Raw genomic sequence first — 17,225 nt, forward strand, 5'->3', positions numbered from 1 at the left:
TAATCAACAAAAAACTAAAAATGAGTACTTTAAAAATTGCAATTCAAAAATCAGGTCGGTTAAACGAAGACAGTATTCAAATTCTAAAAGACTGCGGTATATCAATCAACAACGGAATCGATCAGTTAAAAGCCGAAGCTTCAAATTTTCCTCTTGAAGTTTTATACCTTAGAAATTCAGATATCCCACAATATTTAATAGACGGCGTGGTAGATTTAGCCATTGTTGGCGATAACCTTTTGGTAGAAAAAGGCAAAGGAATCGAAGTCGTGCAGAAATTAGGATTCTCGAAATGTAAAGTGTCTGTTGCTGTTCCTAAAACCCTGGATTACAAATCGGTTCAGGATTTAGCCGGTTTACGAATTGCAACATCTTATCCTAATACTGTTAACGAATATTTCAGTAAATTTGGAATAACAGTAGACATTCACCAAATTTCAGGTTCTGTAGAAATCGCCCCGAATATCGGACTTGCAGATGCGATTGTAGATATTGTTTCAAGTGGAAGTACACTTTTTAAAAACAATTTAAAAGAAGTAGAAGTAATTCTGAAAAGTGAAGCAGTTCTTGCGGTTTCCCCAAAAGTTTCTCCGGAAATCCAGAAACATATCGATACGTTAAAATTTAGGATTCAGGCCGTTTTGAGAGCCAGAAACTCAAAATATATTTTGATGAATGTTCCAAACGACAAAATTGATGCAGTCGGAAAAATTCTTCCGGTTTTAAGAAGTCTGACCGTTCTTCCGTTAGCACAGGAAGGATGGAGCAGTGTTCATTCTGTAATTGACAAAGATACATTTTGGGATGTAATCGATCAGTTAAAGGAAGTAGGAGCTGAGGGAATTTTAGTTTGTCCAATTGAAAAAATGGTTCTTTAGGGGTTCGCCCGCTTTCGGCTTTAGGCAATAAGCTTTAAGCCAAAATCGCAAAGTTAAGAAAGCTTTAAGCCTAAAGCTTATAGCATAAAGCATTATAAAAATGAATAAAATAGACAATCCGAAACCAGAAAGCTGGTCCGAAATATTAAAACGACCGACTCAGACTATCGATGATATTGAGCTTACTGTAAAAGAAATTTTTAAAGAAGTACAAAAGAAAGGTGACGAAGCTGTTGCGAAGTACACTTCTATTTTTGACGGAATTTCGTTAGACAATTATCAGGTTTCACAGGAAGAAATCAGCGAAGCTATCACTTTGGTTCCAACCGAATTAAAAGAAGCAATCGAATTAGCAAAAAGCAATATTTATAAGTTTCATAAAGCTCAAAAGACAGAACGTATTACGCTTGAAACAGTTGAAGGTGTAAATTGCTGGCAGGAAAAAAGACCAATTCAAAAAATCGGTTTATACATTCCCGGCGGAACAGCGCCTTTGTTTTCTACCGTTTTAATGCTGGCCGTTCCTGCTGAAATTGCAGGATGTAAAGAAATCGTATTGTGTTCGCCTCCGGATAAAAAAGGGAAAATTAATCCGGCAATTCTATATGCGGCAAACTTATGCGGAGTAACTAAAATTCTTAAAGTTGGCGGCATCCAGGCAATTGCAGGAATGACCTTTGGAACCAAATCTATTCCGAAAGTTTATAAAATTTTCGGACCCGGAAATCAGTTTGTGACTGTTGCAAAACAATTGGCAACTCAATTTGGAATTGCCATCGATATGCCGGCCGGTCCTTCAGAATTATTAATCGTAGCCGATGATACTGCCATTCCTGCTTTTGTAGCTTCAGACTTATTGTCTCAGGCAGAACATGGAACAGACAGTCAGGTAATTTTAGTTTCCACATCAAAAAAACTAATTGATGCTGTTGAAAAAGAAGTTCAGCTTCAGTTAGAAGTACTTCCCAGAAAAGCAATCGCAGAAAAAGCAATTGGGAATTCAAAGCTTATTTATGTAGAAAACGATCAAATTGCTTTGGATCTCATTAATGAATACGGACCGGAACATTTTATTATCTGTTCAGAATATGATGATTTCTACTGTAACGGAATTATAAATGCGGGTTCTGTTTTTATTGGAAATTACACTCCCGAAAGTGCTGGTGATTACGCTTCAGGAACCAATCATACTTTGCCTACGAACGGATATGCAAAGAATTACAGCGGTGTGAATCTGGATAGTTTTATGAAATCAATGACTTTTCAGAAAATTTCAGAAAAAGGAATTCAGAAGATTGGTAAAGCGATTGAAGTTATGGCTGAAGCCGAAGGTTTGCAAGCGCATAAAAATGCTGTTACCTTGCGTTTGGCTTCCTGCGAGGTTTCCAAAACCTCGTAGGTTTAAATACGCAGATCTAATTTTAGAGAATTTAAATACTTATAAATACCTACAAGGTTTTTGAAACCTTGCAGGAAAAGAAAATATACAATGAGTACTTTTGATATAAATACAATAACCAGAGAAAATGTAAAATCTTTAAAACCGTATTCGTCTGCACGAGATGAGTTTGAAGACTTTGATACTGCAGAGATGATTTTTTTGGATGCCAATGAAAATCCGTTTCAAAATGGTGTAAATCGTTATCCGGATCCACAACAGGTTTCTGTAAAAGCGATTTTAGCTAAAAATAATTTTGTAAAACAAAATCAGATCCTTTTAGGAAATGGAAGTGATGAAGTTTTAGATTTGCTTTTCAGGGCTTTCTGCGAACCAAAAACAGATAATATTATTTCGCTTCCGCCGACATACGGAATGTACAGTGTTCTGGCAAATATCAATAATGTAGAAAACAGAGAAGTTTTGCTTTCGACGGATTTTCAGCCTCAGGTCGAAAAAATCCTTGAAGCTGTTGATACAAATACGAAGATTCTATTTTTATGTTCGCCAAATAACCCAACGGGAAATTCATTTTCAGATGAAAGTGTTGTCCGACTGCTTCAGAATTTCAAAGGTTTGGTGGTAATTGACGAAGCGTATATTGACTTTTCAGAAAAAGACAGCTGGCTGACAGAAATAGACGAATATCCAAATTTGGTAATCACACAAACGCTTTCAAAAGCATACGGTCTGGCCGGAATTCGTCTAGGAATTTGCTATGCTTCAGAAGCAGTGATCTCGGTTTTAAACAAAATTAAACCGCCTTATAACGTAAACGAATTAACGCAGCAAAGAGCAATCGAACGTTTAAAAGATTCAGATAAAATTAAAATAGAAATTGCTGAAATTGTTAAGCAAAGAGAGGAATTACTTAAAGTCTTACTTGAGGTTGATTTTGTAGAGAAAGTTTATCCGACTGAAGCCAATTTTATTTTGGCAAAAGTAGATGACGCTAACAAACGATACAATCAATTAATTGAAAAAGGAATCGTAATCAGAAATAGAACAACGCAGCCTTTATGCGAAAACTGCCTTCGTTTTACAATTGGAACTGCAGAAGAAAATGCGGTTGTTATTAAAGAATTGAAATTACTGAAGTAAAAATATAAACACAAAATTTGCAAAGTTTTTAACAGGCAGATTTTCTCAATCTTGTCATTTCGACGAAGGAGAAATCTCCGCAAGTAACTCCACAATGCAGGATCTGCAAACGAAGATTTCTCCTTCGTCGAAATGACAAACAATGTGGATGATACATAATAAGTGTAAGACTTGCCAAAATATCAAATATGAAAAAAGTACTTTTTATCGATCGTGACGGAACGATTGTTTTAGAACCGGAAGGATATCAGTTAGACAGTTTAGATAAATTAGAATTTTATCCTAAAGCATTTCAATATCTGGCTAAAATTGCCAGCGAATTGGATTACGAATTGGCAATGGTAACCAATCAGGACGGTTTGGGAACAGCTAGTTTTCCTGAAGATACGTTCTGGCCAACGCAAAATTTTATTTTAAAAGCATTTGAAAACGAAGGAGTTAAATTTGATGAGATTTTTGTAGACCGTTCTTTTCCCGAAGATAACGCGCCTACGCGGAAACCAAGAACCGGAATGCTGACAAAATATCTGAATAATCCGGAATATGATTTAGAGAATTCTTTTGTTTTAGGAGATCGTTTGACCGATGTTGAACTGGCAAAAAATCTGGGTGCAAAAGCAATTTTCATGAACACCACAGATGGAGTAGGCAGTAATGAGATTTCATCCAAACGTGAAGAGCTTGATGGGACCATTATTTTACAATCAATGGACTGGAAAACGATTTATGAATTTTTAAAGCTCGAAGCACGCTCTGCATCCATAACCCGTAAAACTAATGAAACTGATATTTACATTAATTTAAACCTTGACGGAACAGGAAAAAGCAAAATCGAAACCGGCATTGCCTTTTTTGATCATATGTTAGATCAAATCGCACGCCACGGCCAAATGGATCTGGAAATTTTGGTCAAAGGAGATTTAGAAGTTGATGAACATCATACTATTGAAGATACCGCAATTGCTTTAGGGGAAGTCTTCGCAAAAGCATTAGGAAATAAATTAGGAATAGAACGTTATGGTTTCTGTTTGCCAATGGATGATTGTCTGGCACAGGCAGCAATTGATTTTGGAGGAAGAAACTGGCTGGTTTGGGAAACGGAATTTAAACGTGAAATGGTAGGTAAAATGCCAACAGAAATGTTTTATCATTTTTTCAAATCATTTACAGACGGTGCAAAAGCCAATTTAAATATCAAAGCAGAGGGAATCAATGAACATCATAAAATTGAGGCGATTTTTAAAGCTTTCGCGAAAGCGATAAAAGTAGCTGTAAAACGAGATACAGAGAAAATGATTTTACCGTCTACTAAGGGAATGTTGTAAAAACGCTTTAAGCTGTAAGCAATAGGCATTACGCTTAAAGCTTACGGCGTAAAGCTTAAAGCTAAAAATAAAAATTCATGAATGCCAAAAACTTTGCCAAAGAATGGATAAAATCATGGAATTCGCATGATTTAGAAGATATTATGAAGCATTATGCTGATGATCTCGAAATTACAACGCCAATGATTAAACTCGCGGGAGGAATTGAAAGCGGTTCGCTTCAGGGTAAAGAAAATGTAAAAGCCTACTGGAGTAAAGCGTTACAAAAATTTCCGGATTTAAAATTTGAACTGTTAGATGTGACTTCAGGTGTTAATTCGGTTGCATTATATTACCAATCTATTATGGATAAAAAAGCCGTAGAAGTGATGTTTTTCAATGAAAACGGATTGGTAAACAAAATGATCGCACATTATACGGATCTTTAAAATTTTGTTTCAGTTTAAAGTTTTAAGTTTCAAGTTGCTGTAGAAAGCTTGAAACCTGAAACCTGAAACAAAATAAAATAAACAAAAATTTAAATGAAAATAGTTATCATAAATTACGGCGCAGGAAATATTCAGAGCATTATGTTTGCTATTGAAAGACTGGGTTTTAAAGCCGTTTTAAGTAATAATCCCGAAGAAATTCAGTCTGCGGACAAAGTCATTTTCCCAGGTGTAGGCGAAGCAAGTTCTGCGATGAAAAAACTGATTGAAAGTGGTTTGGATGGTTTAATTCCCAAACTTACACAACCTGTTTTAGGAATTTGTCTCGGAATGCAATTGATGTGTAAATCGTCTGAAGAAGGAAATACCAAAGGCTTAGGAATTTTTAATGTTGATGTGATTAAGTTTACTGAGAATGTGAAAGTGCCACAAATGGGCTGGAATCAGATTTATAATTTAAAATCGGATTTGTTTAAAGATGTTGCTGAAAATGAATTCATGTATTTGGTACACAGTTTTTATGCCCCAACTTGCGATGAAGCCATAGCCACGACAAATTATGACGTAGAATATGCCTCAGCTTTACAAAAAAATAATTTTTACGGAACACAATTTCACCCGGAAAAAAGTGGTGACGCTGGCGAGAAGATCCTTGGAAATTTTCTAAAGATGTAAATTCAATTTCAAATACAAAAATAACAACTTTTGAAAATCAAAATAGACTTTCGACTTTCGACTTTCAAAATTTAAGACTAAAATATGAGAATAATACCAGCTATAGATATCATTGACGGAAAATGTGTTCGTTTATCCAAAGGAGATTATGATACGAAGATAATTTACAATGAAAATCCGCTTGAAGTGGCAAAATCTTTTGAAGCACACGGAATCGAATATTTACATTTGGTAGATTTAGACGGAGCAAAATCGAGCAAAATTGTTAATTATAAAATCTTGGAACAAATTGCAACCCAGACGAGTTTAAAAATTGATTTCGGCGGCGGATTAAAAGCGGATTCTGATTTGAAAATTGCTTTTGAAAGTGGTGCAAATCAGATCACTGGCGGAAGTATTGCTGTAAAAAACAGGGAAATTTTCCAGAAATGGATTTCAGAATACGGTTCAGACAAAATTATTTTAGGCGCCGATGCGAAAGATGAAAAAGTCGCTGTTTCTGGTTGGCTGGAAGATTCAAATGAAGATTTGATTCCGTTTATTCAGGATTATCAAAGTAAAGGAATTCAATACGTTATCTGCACAGATATTGCAAAAGACGGAATGTTGGAAGGTCCAAGTTTTGATTTGTATGCTAAGATTTTAGAAAACTGCAATTTCAAATCGAGCGGAGTCGAGATTAAATTAATTGCTTCTGGCGGAATTTCAACTTTTGATGAACTGCCAAAACTTGCCGAATTAGGCTGTGAAGGAACCATCATTGGAAAAGCGATTTACGAAGGAAGGATTTCCCTAAAACAACTGGAAAATTTTATAATTAGATAATGTGATAATTAGAAAATTTGATAATTATATAGCAAATGCAGAAAAATTATCTAATTGACTAATTGTCTAATTAACACATTAAAAACATGCTGGCAAAAAGAATCATACCCTGCCTAGATATAAAAAACGGAAGAACCGTAAAAGGCGTTAATTTTGTAGATTTACGCGACGCCGGAGATCCTGTGGAACTGGCAGAAATATACTCTGCTGAAGGAGCGGATGAGTTGGTTTTTCTGGATATTTCGGCTACAGAAGAACGACGCAAAACGTTGGTTAACATGGTGCGAAGCGTTGCTGAAAAAATCAATATTCCGTTTACGGTTGGTGGAGGAATTTCATCTGTTGAAGATGTTGACATTCTGCTCAATAACGGTGCTGATAAAGTTTCAATCAATTCATCTGCAGTTAAAAATCCGCAGTTAATCAATGATTTAGCACAGAAATTCGGAAGTCAATGCGTGGTTGTTGCAATCGACGCCAAACAAATTGACGGACAATGGATTGTGCATTTAGTTGGAGGAAAAGTTCCGACTGAATTAAATTTATATGATTGGGCGGTCGAAGTAGCTGAACGTGGTGCTGGAGAAATTTTATTTACTTCCATGGACAATGACGGAACCAAAAACGGGTTTGCAAATGAAGCATTGGCTAAATTATCAACTTTAATCAATATTCCGATAATTGCTTCTGGAGGGGCGGGAAATATTCAGCATTTCACAGATTCTTTTAAAGAAGGAAAAGCAGACGCCGCTTTGGCTGCCAGCGTTTTTCACTTTAAAGAAATCGAGATAAAGGCGTTGAAACAAGAATTAAGAAAGAATGGTATTGAAGTAAGGTTGTAAATTTCAATATCAAAAATCAATCAAAATATCAATATTTTCAGGTTTGAAAAATCTGAAATCTAAAATCTAAAATCTAAAATGAACATAGATATAAAAAGCTCACACGGATTAATTCCGGCTATAATTCAGGATTCGGAAACTAAAAATGTTCTAATGCTGGGTTATATGAACGAAGAATCACTACAAAAAACAATAGAAACCCAAAAAGTCACTTTCTACAGCCGATCCAAACAAAGACTTTGGACAAAAGGCGAGGAGAGTGGTCATTTTTTGGCGTTGGTAGATATCAAGAATGACTGTGACGGAGACACGCTTTTAATTCAGGCAAGACCTGTCGGACCCACTTGTCACACGGGTGCTGATACTTGCTGGCAGGAACCAAATACAGCTAATTATGGCTTTATTTCCCAATTAGAAAATACAATCAAAACTCGAAGAGAAAATGCTGATTCGGAGAAGAGTTATGTGGCTTCTTTGTTTGAAAAAGGAATCAATAAAATTGCGCAAAAAGTGGGCGAAGAAGCGGTAGAAGTTGTTATCGAGGCAAAAGATGACAACGACGATTTGTTTCTCAGCGAAAGCGCCGATTTGCTTTTTCACTATTTAATTTTGTTAGAAGCAAAAGGTTTTAAACTGAATGATGTTGTTGATGTTTTGAAGAAACGTCAGAAGTAAAAAATCTTGTCATTTCGACCGAAGGGAGAAATCACACTAGTTTGTCTACAAAGATTGGTTACTTTCTTTGTGGTTACTAGTGTGATTTCTCCCTTCGGTCGAAATGACAAATCTTTGAGTGAATGCTACTCCACAAACTCAAAAACCGCAAATTCTTGCGGTTGATGAAAACCAAATTTTTTAGTTTTATAGGGTTGTAATGCAGTATATTCAGTAGTATTACCGTAATCAATTCTAAAAGTATTTCCCCTCCATTTTGTTCCTGCTTTAGGAGTTGTAAAACCTCCATTTTTTATTTTTTCCAGGCTCGAAAAAGGAATTTTAATTTCGACGGTATAACCTTCGGGATTTATTTTACTTACAGCTTCAATGTCGTTAATGTCAAAATCCAGTTGGGTTTTCCAGCCTCCACATTCCGGTGAAATGCATTTTAAAAGCAAATCGTAATTTGTCGAAAAAGCATTCACGCCTACTTCAAGATAGTTTTTTCCGTCTCCGTCGGGATCAAGAAAAATTTCTACCAGATCATCGGTATAAAAAATGGGAGAATCTTTGGGTTGCGTTTTTCCAATTATTTTAGAATCTGTGCATTTATATGCAATGAATAGATTTTCGTTATTCCACGAAAGTGAAACAAATGTATACTGAATACTTTTTTCTCCCGAGTTATGTACAACAAATGGTCCCAGAAAGTTACTCCATTCCGATAAATCTCCGTCGACCACAATTCCGGATTTGGTTTTGGGAATCGAAAAAGTTTGTGAATTAACTTTTAAAAAAGAAATCAGTACTAAAAAAGTAAGGACAATTTTATAGTTCATACAAAAGAGGTGATTTTAAAACTGCTAAAATAGAGAACTTTAAGAACTTTAACATTAAATCGGACAATTCAAAAATAATAACTTTAAAAAATAACTAACTGGATTGTTTACATTTGTTATGTTTTAATTGCTTTAAAATTTCCTTTTTAAATTCTATACATAATGAAAAAATACTTTAGCAGTGCATTTATTGCTTTTTTAGTTGGATTTACGGCCAGCGCCCAAGGACTTTTAAATAAATCAGAAACTGTTTTTACGCGTCAGGACACGCTCCGTGGCAGTATTACTAAAGAGAGAGCCTGGTGGGATTTAAAATATTATCATCTTGATATAAAAGTAAATCCGGCCGACAAAACGATTGGAGGTTCGAATACGGTGCGTTATACTGTTTTAAAAGAAAACAATAAAATGCAAATCGATTTACAACAACCCATGAATATATCTAAAGTTACTCAAAATGGGAAAAATTTAAAGTTTGAGAGAGACGGAAATGCCTTCTTTATTACTTTAAATGAAAAACAAAAAGTTGGTGAGACAAAAGAAATTATTGTGTATTTTGACGGAAAACCAAAGGAAGCGGTTAAAGCGCCATGGGATGGAGGTTTTTCATGGAAGAAAGATAAAAACGGAAAAGATTTTATTGCTACATCTTGTCAGGGATTAGGCGCCAGCGTTTGGTGGCCTTGTAAAGATCATATGTATGATGAAGTAGAAAATATGCTGATAAGTGTAAATGTTCCCGGTGATTTAACAGAGGTTTCGAACGGAAGACTAAAAAGTGTCAAAAAAGAAAAAGACGGCACTAAAACATTTAACTGGTATGTTTCCAATCCGATTAATAATTATGGTGTGAATATAAATATCGGAGATTATGTCAATTTCTCTGAAGTTTTTAAAGGAGAAAAAGGCGATTTAGATTGTAATTATTACGTGTTGAGAGATAATCTGGCTCTGGCAAAAGAACATTTTAAAGATGCTCCAAAAATGCTGAAGGCTTTTGAAAACTGGTTTGGACCGTATCCTTTTTATGAAGACAGTTATAAATTGGTAGAAGTTCCTTATTTGGGAATGGAACACCAAAGTTCTGTAACGTATGGAAATCAGTATAAGCAAGGTTACCTGGGAAAAGATCTTAGCGGAACGGGTTGGGGATTAAAATTTGATTTTATTATTATCCATGAGTCTGGCCATGAGTGGTTTGCAAACAATATTACTTATAAGGACATCGCAGATATGTGGATCCACGAAAGCTTTACGAATTATTCTGAAAGTTTATTTTTGGAATATTATTACGGAAAAGAAGCTGGCGCTGAATATGTTATTGGTTGCAGAAATGGTATTGAAAACGACAAACCGATTATCGGCCATTATGATGTAAATAACGAAGGTTCTGGCGATATGTATCCAAAAGGTGCAAATATGCTGCACACAATTCGTCAGATTATAAATGATGATGCAAAATGGAAATCGATTTTACGTGGTTTAAATAAAACTTTTTACCACCAAACCGTTACTTCCAAACAAATTGAAGATTATATTAACGAACAATCGGGAGTTAATTTCAATAGGGTTTACGCACAATATCTTACTACGACTCAAATTCCTGTTTTCGAATATATGTTCAAAAACGGAACTTTAGGTTACCACTGGACCAATTGTGTTTCTAAATTTGATATGCCGGTAAAAGTTAAAATTAACGGAGTTGAAACTGTTTTAAAACCAACAACAGAATGGCAGTCTGTAAAAACAACAAGTGAAAACAGAACTTTAGAAGTTGATAAAAACTTTTATGTAACAGCTTCTAATATTGTAGAGTAGCTTTTATTTAGAAATTATGATATTTAAAATTCCAAATTCCAATTTTATTGGGTTTGGATTTTTTTTTATTCTTAGAGTTTATCATCTCGAAGGAGAAATCTCCGTAAGAAACTCGACAATCAAAATCAAAATCCTTGTCAAAGTTTTAAACTTTGACAAAGATTGCGAGAAGTAATTCTGCAATCTTGTCATTTCTCCTTCCAGTCGAAATGACAAAAAAAATACAAACCCGATAGGTTTCTAAAACCTGTCGGGTTTGTTATAGATTGTAATTTGTAATTTTAAAAATTGAAATTTAAAATCAACGACTGTTCAGTTTTGCTTTTTCTCTGATAATTTCGCCAATCGTGCGGTTTTCAATTTTACTTTCCAGCCAGGAAATGATATCCAAATAAAGGAAAGCTCTTTTTTCGTAGGTATTTTTTTCCAGTTCAACAAAACGGGCGTGCATTTTTTTGAATTCTTTTTTAATATCTGCGGGATAGAAGTTGTTCAAGTTTCTAAGGAACTTTATAATTTCTTTTTGAACTTCGTGTAAATCATTCATTTTCAGTAAAAACTTATATGTGCTTTTAAGATGATTTTCCAAATAATAATCTTTTCCAATTTCATAATGTGCAATTAAAGACAAAAGTCTTGCAAAACACATTAGATCTTCCCGCATGGTTAAGTTCTTGTTGTTGATGATTTTATCTAAATAAAAAATGCATTCGTTGTACTTTTCATTTCCAAAATAAATAGAAGCAATTTTATAGAAAAACAACATTTCGTGGTGTTCGTCAAGATGTTCGCTGTGGATCTTCAATTTGTCTAATATTTCCGGTATCAGATATTCGCTTTCGGCAAAAGTCCCTTCCAGAATATGTAAATTTAATTTGTTGTTGTAAACGTAAAGAAAAGATAATGACGCAATATTGTCGTTTACCGGAAATTTCGGGTCTGCAATTGTTTCTTCCAGCAGATTTAAATATTTCTTGAAATTCGACTTGTATTTTAACATATAAAGCGATTCTAAGAAATAGTGATTTCCCTTTAAAAAGAAAACCGGATTCAAGTAAATCATGTTTGGGTTATCATAAAATAAAGTAACCCATTTGTATGCAAATTTATAACTGGCCAGAAAATCCTGAACAAGAAAACTTCGCCATAGGCTGGCATTATAAAACCAATATTTTTCACGAAAACCAAATTTACTTTCGTCAAGTTTGGCAACATGTCTGTTAAAATAATCGTCTATATATTTATATTCTACATCACTTTTAACATAGCCGGTTTTTAGCATAATTCCATACAACTGAAGCGATAAATTAGATAATTTACTCGAAATTGTATTTCTGTAATTCAGTTCTTTTGCCTGCACAACCAATTCATCAGCGCGGCCTTGTATACTTCTGGTTATATATTGCGATTCGATAAGTTTTTCGAATTCTACAATTTCATACGCCATTAATTTTTCGTCGTTTTCAAGCGCCTGCTGTTTGGTTTTGTCCAAAATTTTCAGACTCTGTTTGTACAAACCTTTATTATATAAAATTACAGCAAAATCAATTTGTTCGCGTAATTGATAACGAATGTTCTGGCTCGGAATATTCAGTCTTATGCTTACTAATATTTGTTTGTATAAGTATGATTTTAAGTTAGATAACTGGACTTTTTGTATTACGCCACTCTTTAGAATGAGTTTTTCATCATACACCTCAGATTTATCCAGGATATTGAATAATTCGATAAATTTTGTATTTGAACTCGTTTCTAATCGGCTTGCAAAAATTTTAAACTGCCTTTTTTCTGATTTCGTAAGTGATTTAATCAGTACAAATAAGAAATCTTTTTGATGGTTAGCCATTGTAAAAAATAATAATGTAAACTATTGATATTAAATGAGTTAATAGGGTATAGATCGTTTTATGAACAGTATAATTTCATTAAAATGAATTTCGTGCTGCGTTAGTACAATATATATTTGTTATCAGATGTGAAATTACATTAAATAAATGAATATGAATAGAGAGAAAGTTCAAATTTTTGACACCACTTTGCGCGATGGTGAACAAGTTCCAGGATGTAAGTTAGATACTAAACAAAAATTAGTTATCGCAGAACGACTTGACAAAATGGGAGTTGACATTATCGAAGCAGGATTTCCTGTGTCAAGTCCGGGCGATTTTTTATCGGTCTCTGAGATTTGTAAAATTGTTGAAAACGCAACCGTCTGTGGATTAACAAGAGCCGTAAAAAATGATATTGATGTTGCTGCTGCAGCCTTAAAACATGCGAAACGACCAAGAATCCATACAGGAATCGGAACCTCAGAATCTCATATCCTCCATAAATTAAATACCACACCAGAAGATATTATTGCGAGAGCAAAATATGCGGTAGCGCATGCAAAATCGTATGTAGAAGACGTTGAGTTTTATGCAGAAGATGCCGGAAGAACAGATAATGCATTTTTAGCAAAAGTATGTGAGGAAGTGATTAAATCTGGTGCAACGGTACTTAATATTCCGGATACAACAGGATATTGTCTGCCGGAAGAATACGGAGCAAAAATTAAATATTTAAAAGAAAACGTAAAAGGAATCGAAAACGTAATCCTTTCCTGTCACTGTCATAATGATTTAGGGATGGCGACTGCAAATTCAATTTCAGGAGCTATAAATGGTGCGAGACAAATAGAATGTACAATTAATGGTATTGGAGAAAGAGCGGGAAATACAGCACTTGAAGAAGTGGTAATGATTTTTAAACAGCATCCGTACCTTAATCTTGATACTAACATTAATACAAGAGAATTAAACGAAATGAGCCGTCTGGTTTCTGAAAGTATGGGAATGATCGTGCAGCCAAACAAAGCAATTGTTGGTGCAAATGCATTTGCGCATAGTTCGGGAATTCATCAGGATGGAGTAATTAAAAACAGAGCAACTTACGAAATCATGGATCCGCTTGATGTGGGTGTAAATGAATCGTCTATTATATTAACAGCAAGAAGCGGAAGAGCTGCATTGGCTTATCGTGCTAAAAAAGTGGGTTACGAACTTACCAAAGTACAATTAGACATTGTTTACATTGAGTTTTTAAAATTTGCTGATATCAAAAAAGAAGTTTTAGATGCTGATATCCATCAGATTATTGAAGCTTCTAAAATTGAGGGAGAATTAATTAGAAATTAAGTATAAAGAGGAACAATTAAGGATTTAAATACATAAAGAACGAGACGTTATGAATTTGAAAATTGCAGTATTACCGGGAGACGGAATTGGACCTGAGGTTATCTTACAAGCTAAGAAAGCCTTATACGCTATTGCGGAAGTTTACAATCATGAATTTGTTTTTGAAGACGCACTGATGGGAGCTGTTGCGATTGACAAAACAGGAAATCCTTTACCTGAACAAACTTTAAATCTTTGTCTGAACACAGATGCCGTTTTGCTTGGTGCGATTGGAGATCCAAAATATGATAATAATCCGAATGCTAAAGTTCGTCCGGAGCAAGGATTATTAAAACTTCGTAAAGAGCTGGGCTTGTTTGCTAATATTCGTCCGATTAAACCTTACAAAGCATTAATTGACTCTTCTCCATTAAAAAGAGAAATTATTGAAGGAGCAGATTTTACAATTTTCAGAGAATTAACAGGCGGTGCTTATTTTGGTACAAAAACACTGAACGAGGAGGGAACACACGCTTCAGATTTATGTGAATATACAGAAGAAGAAATTACAAGAATTGCGCATCTGGCTTTTAAATCGGCACAAAATCGCCGTAAAAAGTTAACCCTGGTAGACAAAGCAAATGTTTTAGAAACGTCAAGATTGTGGAGAAGAGTAGTTCAGAAAGTTGGTGCGAATTATCCGGATGTTAAACTTGATTTCTTATTTGTTGATAATGCAGCAATGCAGCTGATTTTAAATCCGAAACAATTTGATGTGATTTTGACCGAGAATTTGTTCGGAGATATTTTATCAGATGAAGCGAGCGTAATCACAGGATCTATTGGCTTATTGCCATCGGCATCTTTAGGAGAAAAGAATGCTTTATTTGAACCAATTCACGGATCATATCCACAGGCAAAAGGAAAAAATATTGCCAATCCGATCGCTTCGATTTTGGCAGCAGGAATGTTGTTAGAGCATTTCGGATTAACTAAGGAAGCGAATGTGGTTTTCCTGGCAGTTAAAAAAGCAATCGAATATCAGGTCGTAACAATTGATCTGAAACCAGATTCAAAATTTGGTACCAATGAAGTAGGAGAGTTCGTTTCTAACTTCATTTTTAGCAAAGATGATTTACTTTATTTTAATAATGATAACGTTAGCATCGGTCAATCGACAATTGTTTAAGTTTTTTATTAAAATGATGAAATAAATAACAAGAAGTATTGAAAATGTTGAGATTTTATTTTTTTAGTTCTTAAAGTTTCCCTACTTTTGTAACACTAAAAAAAAGAAAGATGCAAATCTCAATTATTATTACTTCTGTCGTTGTTGTCAATGTGTTTAGCACATCTGCATCGGGAATGGTATAAATATAATTGAAAAACTATATTAGAAACCTTCCAAATACTGGAAGGTTTTTTTTTGAATAAAAATTAAAATAAAATAATACATAATGGAATTAAATAAGTACAGCAAGACCATCACTCAAGATCAAACACAGCCTGCGGCGCAAGCGATGTTGTACGGTATTGGTTTAACTGAGGAAGATTTAAAAAAAGCACAAGTAGGTATTGTGAGCATGGGTTACGATGGTAACACCTGTAACATGCACTTAAATGATTTAGCAAAAGATGTTAAAAAAGGTGTTTGGGATGTAGATCTGGTCGGGCTTATTTTTAATACCATTGGGGTAAGTGACGGAATTTCTAACGGAACCGAAGGAATGCGTTATTCTTTGGTTTCCCGAGATGTTATTGCAGATTCTATAGAAACTGTTGTGGGAGCACAATGGTACGACGGAGTGATCGCAATTCCGGGGTGTGACAAAAATATGCCTGGAGCCTTAATTGCAATGGGAAGATTAAACCGCCCTGCAATGATGGTTTACGGGGGATCTATTCACTCCGGAAAATGGAAAGGAGAATCCCTTAATATTGTTTCTGCTTTTGAAGCTTTAGGAAAAAAAGTTAAAAACGAAATTACACCGGAAGATTTTAAAGGTGTAATTCAGAACGCTTGCCCTGGTGCAGGTGCCTGTGGCGGAATGTACACGGCAAATACAATGTCGTCTGCAATTGAAGCATTAGGAATGAGTTTGCCATACAGCTCTTCTAACCCTGCTTTGAGTCAGGAAAAAAGAGACGAATGTCTTGCTGCCGGAGCTGCAATGAAAATTTTATTAGAAAAAGATATTAAGCCAAAAGATATCATGACGCGCAAGGCTTTTGAAAACGCTATTACTATTGTAGCGGTTTTGGGAGGTTCTACAAATGCAGTTATGCACTTAATCGCAATGGCGCATTCTGTGGGAATTGAAATTACTCTCGATGACTTTCAGGCTATTAACGACAGAACGCCTGTTCTTGCAGACATGAAACCAAGTGGTAAATACATGATGGAAGATATTCATGAAGCGGGCGGAATTCCTTCTGTAATGAAATATTTATTGAAAGTAGGTTTAATTCATGGAGATTGTCTGACAGTAACAGGAAAAACAGTAGCAGAAAATTTAGCTTCAACTCCAGATTTACAAGACGGACAAGAAGTGATTCACGAAATTCACAAAGCATTAAAACCAACAGGAAATATACAGGTTCTGTACGGAAATCTTGCTTCTGAAGGAGCTGTTGCAAAAATCAGCGGAAAGGAAGGAGAATATTTTGAAGGCCCTGCAGTAGTTTTTGAAGGGGAATTTGAAGTAATTCCGGGTCTTCAGGCCGGAAAAATTAAACCAGGTAATGTAGTCGTCATCAGATATTGCGGGCCAAAAGGTGGTCCGGGAATGCCTGAAATGCTGAAACCTACATCTGCCATTATCGGAGCGGGATTAGGAAGCAGTTGTGCACTAATCACAGATGGTAGATTCTCGGGCGGTTCGCATGGATTCGTGGTAGGACACGTAACACCAGAGGCTTATGATGGTGGTGGAATTGCACTGGTTAAAGATGGCGATATCATAGCTATTGACGCAATAAAAAACACTATCGATCTGAAGATATCTGACGAAGAATTTGCGGCAAGAAAAGCAAGTTGGGTGCAGCCTCCTTTAAAAGTAGACAGAGGAGTTTTACTTAAATATGCAAGATCGGTTTCAAGCGCTTCTACAGGTTGCGTTACCGATAAATAAATTTTAAAACAACAATATCAATCACAATTTCAATGACAATAACAAAACGCAATAGCAATAAATAAAAAATCAATTTAAATTGAAATTGATCTTTGAGATTGCCATTGATTTTT

The 17,225-nt window shown here is 35.0% G+C and carries 15 protein-coding genes; 13 read left to right on the forward strand and 2 right to left on the reverse strand.

The annotated features are described in order from the left end of the window. Positions 1 to 20: 20 nt before the first annotated feature. The 9 genes from hisG to hisIE all read left to right on the forward strand — a co-directional run bounded on the left by hisG (position 21) and on the right by hisIE (position 8,187). A complete protein-coding gene (hisG, locus tag ABEB31_RS20020) occupies positions 21 to 878 on the forward strand; it encodes an ATP phosphoribosyltransferase (RefSeq protein WP_347053436.1) in 858 nt (285 codons plus the stop codon). A gap of 100 nt (positions 879 to 978) precedes the next feature. Then, positions 979 to 2,277 (forward strand): histidinol dehydrogenase, encoded by a 1,299-nt coding sequence (hisD, locus tag ABEB31_RS20025; RefSeq protein WP_347053437.1) that lies wholly within the window; start codon positions 979 to 981, stop codon positions 2,275 to 2,277. Positions 2,278 to 2,367: 90 nt separating this feature from the next. Then, positions 2,368 to 3,417, forward strand: coding sequence for a histidinol-phosphate transaminase (gene hisC / locus ABEB31_RS20030; RefSeq protein WP_347053438.1), 1,050 nt, complete (start codon positions 2,368 to 2,370; stop codon positions 3,415 to 3,417). 188 nt (positions 3,418 to 3,605) lie between these two features. Continuing rightward, on the forward strand, positions 3,606 to 4,742 hold the full coding sequence (gene hisB / locus ABEB31_RS20035; protein WP_347053439.1) for a bifunctional histidinol-phosphatase/imidazoleglycerol-phosphate dehydratase HisB: 1,137 nt from the start codon (positions 3,606 to 3,608) through the stop codon (positions 4,740 to 4,742). A gap of 77 nt (positions 4,743 to 4,819) precedes the next feature. After that, complete coding sequence (locus tag ABEB31_RS20040; protein WP_347053440.1) at positions 4,820 to 5,170, forward strand: nuclear transport factor 2 family protein; 351 nt, start codon at positions 4,820 to 4,822, stop codon at positions 5,168 to 5,170. Positions 5,171 to 5,263: 93 nt separating this feature from the next. After that, positions 5,264 to 5,845 carry an imidazole glycerol phosphate synthase subunit HisH gene (gene hisH / locus ABEB31_RS20045; RefSeq protein ID WP_347053441.1) on the forward strand — a complete coding sequence of 194 codons (582 nt, stop codon included), beginning with the start codon at positions 5,264 to 5,266 and terminating at the stop codon, positions 5,843 to 5,845. Positions 5,846 to 5,929: 84 nt separating this feature from the next. Beyond that, positions 5,930 to 6,670, forward strand: coding sequence for a 1-(5-phosphoribosyl)-5-[(5-phosphoribosylamino)methylideneamino]imidazole-4-carboxamide isomerase (gene hisA, locus ABEB31_RS20050; protein WP_347053442.1), 741 nt, complete (start codon positions 5,930 to 5,932; stop codon positions 6,668 to 6,670). Positions 6,671 to 6,756: 86 nt separating this feature from the next. Then, positions 6,757 to 7,512 (forward strand): imidazole glycerol phosphate synthase subunit HisF, encoded by a 756-nt coding sequence (hisF, locus tag ABEB31_RS20055; RefSeq protein WP_347053443.1) that lies wholly within the window; start codon positions 6,757 to 6,759, stop codon positions 7,510 to 7,512. A gap of 78 nt (positions 7,513 to 7,590) precedes the next feature. After that, positions 7,591 to 8,187, forward strand: a complete 597-nt coding sequence (hisIE, locus tag ABEB31_RS20060) for a bifunctional phosphoribosyl-AMP cyclohydrolase/phosphoribosyl-ATP diphosphatase HisIE (protein ID WP_347053444.1) — start codon at positions 7,591 to 7,593, stop codon at positions 8,185 to 8,187. A gap of 125 nt (positions 8,188 to 8,312) precedes the next feature. On the opposite strand, the gene ABEB31_RS20065 is transcribed toward hisIE, so the two are convergent. Continuing rightward, positions 8,313 to 9,008, reverse strand: a complete 696-nt coding sequence (locus tag ABEB31_RS20065; RefSeq protein WP_347053445.1) for a carbohydrate-binding family 9-like protein — start codon at positions 9,006 to 9,008, stop codon at positions 8,313 to 8,315. A 162-nt stretch (positions 9,009 to 9,170) separates the two neighbouring features. Here ABEB31_RS20065 and ABEB31_RS20070 point away from each other — a divergent pair, with 162 nt between their 5' ends. After that, positions 9,171 to 10,826, forward strand: coding sequence for a M1 family metallopeptidase (locus ABEB31_RS20070; protein ID WP_347053446.1), 1,656 nt, complete (start codon positions 9,171 to 9,173; stop codon positions 10,824 to 10,826). Positions 10,827 to 11,127: 301 nt separating this feature from the next. Here ABEB31_RS20070 and ABEB31_RS20075 read toward each other — a convergent pair whose 3' ends face one another. Further along, positions 11,128 to 12,672 (reverse strand): hypothetical protein, encoded by a 1,545-nt coding sequence (locus ABEB31_RS20075; RefSeq protein WP_347053447.1) that lies wholly within the window; start codon positions 12,670 to 12,672, stop codon positions 11,128 to 11,130. Positions 12,673 to 12,826: 154 nt separating this feature from the next. Between ABEB31_RS20075 and ABEB31_RS20080 the strand changes: the two genes are divergently transcribed. From ABEB31_RS20080 to ilvD, 3 genes are all read left to right on the forward strand, one after another. Continuing rightward, on the forward strand, positions 12,827 to 14,002 hold the full coding sequence (locus ABEB31_RS20080; RefSeq protein WP_347053448.1) for a 2-isopropylmalate synthase: 1,176 nt from the start codon (positions 12,827 to 12,829) through the stop codon (positions 14,000 to 14,002). Between the two features lie 49 nt (positions 14,003 to 14,051). After that, a complete protein-coding gene (leuB, locus tag ABEB31_RS20085) occupies positions 14,052 to 15,170 on the forward strand; it encodes a 3-isopropylmalate dehydrogenase (protein ID WP_347053449.1) in 1,119 nt (372 codons plus the stop codon). Between the two features lie 268 nt (positions 15,171 to 15,438). Beyond that, positions 15,439 to 17,112: a dihydroxy-acid dehydratase gene (gene ilvD / locus ABEB31_RS20090; protein WP_347053450.1), complete on the forward strand. Its 1,674-nt coding sequence runs from the start codon at positions 15,439 to 15,441 to the stop codon at positions 17,110 to 17,112. Positions 17,113 to 17,225: the final 113 nt, after the last annotated feature.

The organism is Flavobacterium olei, from assembly GCF_039749035.1.
Taxonomy (GTDB): Bacteria; Bacteroidota; Bacteroidia; order Flavobacteriales; family Flavobacteriaceae; genus Flavobacterium; species Flavobacterium olei.